The 2,411-nt window shown below is 46.0% G+C and carries 5 protein-coding genes; 3 read left to right on the top strand and 2 right to left on the bottom strand.

All coding sequences use genetic code 11. The annotated features are described in order from the left end of the window. The 3 genes from BXY_RS07660 to BXY_RS07650 form a co-directional block, all read left to right on the top strand. The coding region (locus BXY_RS07660) for an HU family DNA-binding protein (RefSeq protein WP_208946783.1) at positions 1-467 on the top strand (467 nt) is incomplete at its 5' end. A 35-nt stretch (positions 468-502) separates the two neighbouring features. Next, entirely contained in the window at positions 503-610 is a 108-nt protein-coding gene (locus tag BXY_RS07655; protein WP_004297473.1) for a smalltalk protein, read from the top strand. 4 nt (positions 611-614) lie between these two features. Then, complete coding sequence (locus BXY_RS07650; protein WP_004313206.1) at positions 615-1,028, top strand: N-acetylmuramoyl-L-alanine amidase; 414 nt, start codon at positions 615-617, stop codon at positions 1,026-1,028. 3 nt (positions 1,029-1,031) lie between these two features. Here BXY_RS07650 and BXY_RS07645 read toward each other — a convergent pair whose 3' ends face one another. Beyond that, positions 1,032-1,781, bottom strand: coding sequence for a polysaccharide biosynthesis/export family protein (locus BXY_RS07645; RefSeq protein WP_015531610.1), 750 nt, complete (start codon positions 1,779-1,781; stop codon positions 1,032-1,034). A gap of 28 nt (positions 1,782-1,809) precedes the next feature. Further along, positions 1,810-2,388: a UpxY family transcription antiterminator gene (locus BXY_RS07640; protein WP_008018120.1), complete on the bottom strand. Its 579-nt coding sequence runs from the start codon at positions 2,386-2,388 to the stop codon at positions 1,810-1,812. Positions 2,389-2,411 lie beyond the last annotated feature (23 nt).

Raw genomic sequence — 2,411 nt, 5'->3', positions numbered from 1 at the left:
AAAACCAACAGCAGAAAGGCCTGAATGCAGGCAAGTGGTTCGCCCGTGCGGTAAGCGACGAGACATTTGATTTGGCCAAGCTTGCCGAACACATGTCGAAACACAATTCACCGTATTCCGGTGGTGTCATCGAAGGTGTACTTTCTGACATGGTAGACTGCATCAAAGAATTGCTGCTCGACGGCAAATGCGTGAAAATCGACGACCTTGCCATCTTTGGGGTAGGCATCCGAAGTAAGGCGGCTGAAACACTGGAAGATTTTTCGTTAGAGAAAAACATCACTGGTATGCGCCTTAAAGCTCGTGCCACCGGTAATTTGTCGACTACCAACCTGAAACTCGACAGTCAACTGAAGCAGCAAGCGGAGTATCAGAAACCAACTACCCCTGGTGGAGATTCCGATTCAGGCAATACGCCGAATCCAAATCCGGGCGGAAGCGGTGAAGCACCTGACCCGGCTGCCTAAGGGAATATTATTAATTTATTTAAAACCTCTTCTTTATGAGTAATTCATCTTCTCCCCGCTCCGTATGGAGCTTCATTATCAAAGTGATTATCACCGTTGCCACCGCTATCGGAGGCTTGATCGGAGTACAAAGTTGTATGTAGCCCCATGCGCACCATCACGCTGATTATCATTCATTGCAGTGCCACGCCGGAAGGAAAATTCCTTTCGGCGGAGGCTTGCCGACAAGATCATATCCAACACCGTGGGTTCCGTGACATCGGTTACCATTTCTACATCACCCGCGATGGAGAAATTTGCCAGGGCCGTCCTCTGGAAAAGGTCGGGGCACACTGCCGTGACCATAACACCCATTCGATAGGTATTTGTTACGAAGGAGGGCTGGATATTGCCGGACGTCCCCAAGACACACGTACATTGGCGCAACGAGGTTCCTTGCTCGCTTTGCTCCGCGAATTGAGGAAAAGATTCCCCAAAGCATTGATTGTAGGCCATCATGATTTAAATCCGATGAAGGAATGTCCGTGTTTTAACTGTATCAAAGAATATGGAGAGTTGTAAGGATCATCTAAGTATATTGACCAGCAGACTGGCAATAGACACTAAGATAGAAAATCCCGAAATCCACATCGTGGTACTTGTTCCGATGTCCGCGCTCTGTGCTTTGGTTTTATTGGGAGTGACATACAGGATGTCATTCTGTTGCAACTGATAGTAAGGAGATAATAACAAATCCGCGTCGTTCAGATTGAGTGTAACAAACTGTTTATGCCCGTTCTTGTCTTCGCGGATTAGTTTCACATTATCACGAACACCATAAATGGTCAAATCTCCTGCCATGGCAAGGGCTTCGAGTACATTGATCTGCTCATTCACCACCGGATAAACACCCGGAGACGCCACTTCTCCCAAAACCGAAACTTTAAAACCGGACATACGGACTACTACCGTAGGTCTTTCTTTCACGTAAGATTTCAGTCGCTCCGTTATCAGGTTTTCAGCTTCGCGACTCGTTAATCCGTTTAAAGGGAGTTTACCTAAAACCGGATAATTGATATTTCCCTGGTCATCCAACAAAAAGGTACTGCCTTGTGCATTGAATGGCTGCGAAACAACCGGATCGGAAGTAGAAACAAGAATGGAAACCTCATCTCCCGGTATCAACCTGGCGTCCTGAACAGGGGAAACTTGCGTATTCACCTGTTTCAAAACCTCCGCATCCTGCAAATAAGGTACTTTCTTATAGGATTGACAAGCTGAAAAGAAGAAGAAAGAGAATATCAGTGCAAAAGCACAAGAAAACTTCATATTCATGTAATTTGTGGATAAATGATGACGAGTACTAGTTTTTCTCGCAGATAGCTTCGACATAACCAATAGGCATATTCACGCAAGCGCATCCCAGCATATTCAGCCGGACGGCAATCTTGCTTTTGCCATCTACATTAACCAGTTCACCAACCAGCCCGGTCAGAGGTCCTTTCACAACACGAACCTTCTCACCACGTGCCAAAGGAGAGCTGTTCATACAAATAGCTTCCTCTGAATAGTCGAGCATGAAACGAAAACGAGCCATCTGCTCATCTGGAATCACCGCTGGAGAGCTCTCACCACGCATCACCATATAACGGCTCACTGTAGAAAAACTTAGAACTTCTTTGCGTTCTTTCGGATTAACGTGTACAAACACCATCATTGGAAGAAGGACAGACTCAACCATCTTGCGCCGGTCACTCCACTGATGAATTTCCTGCTGAACAGGAACAAAATTCTCAATCCCTATTTTATCTAAACGTTCGGCTACTTTCTTCTCGTGATGCATACGAACCAGAGCAACATACCAGCGTTTAGAGTGTGCTACGCCTTCCCCTGTCCCATCGCTAGGCCCAGCACTAATTGATTTCGGCTTTGTTAAAATCATGTTTTTTTACCTCATGTTCTTCC

It is taken from the genome of Bacteroides xylanisolvens XB1A, from assembly GCF_000210075.1.
Lineage (GTDB): Bacteria > Bacteroidota > Bacteroidia > Bacteroidales > Bacteroidaceae > Bacteroides > Bacteroides xylanisolvens.
This window is presented reverse-complemented; position numbering and strand designations above follow the sequence as displayed.

What these genes read in the sequence shown, in the direction of transcription:
- BXY_RS07655 (WP_004297473.1), top strand. Translation starts at nt 503, where the DNA reads ATGAGTAATTCATCTTCTCCCCGCTCCGTATGGAGCTTCATTATCAAA.
- BXY_RS07650 (WP_004313206.1), top strand. Translation starts at nt 615, where the DNA reads ATGCGCACCATCACGCTGATTATCATTCATTGCAGTGCCACGCCGGAA.
- BXY_RS07645 (WP_015531610.1), bottom strand. Translation starts at nt 1,781, where the DNA reads ATGAATATGAAGTTTTCTTGTGCTTTTGCACTGATATTCTCTTTCTTC.
- BXY_RS07640 (WP_008018120.1), bottom strand. Translation starts at nt 2,388, where the DNA reads ATGATTTTAACAAAGCCGAAATCAATTAGTGCTGGGCCTAGCGATGGG.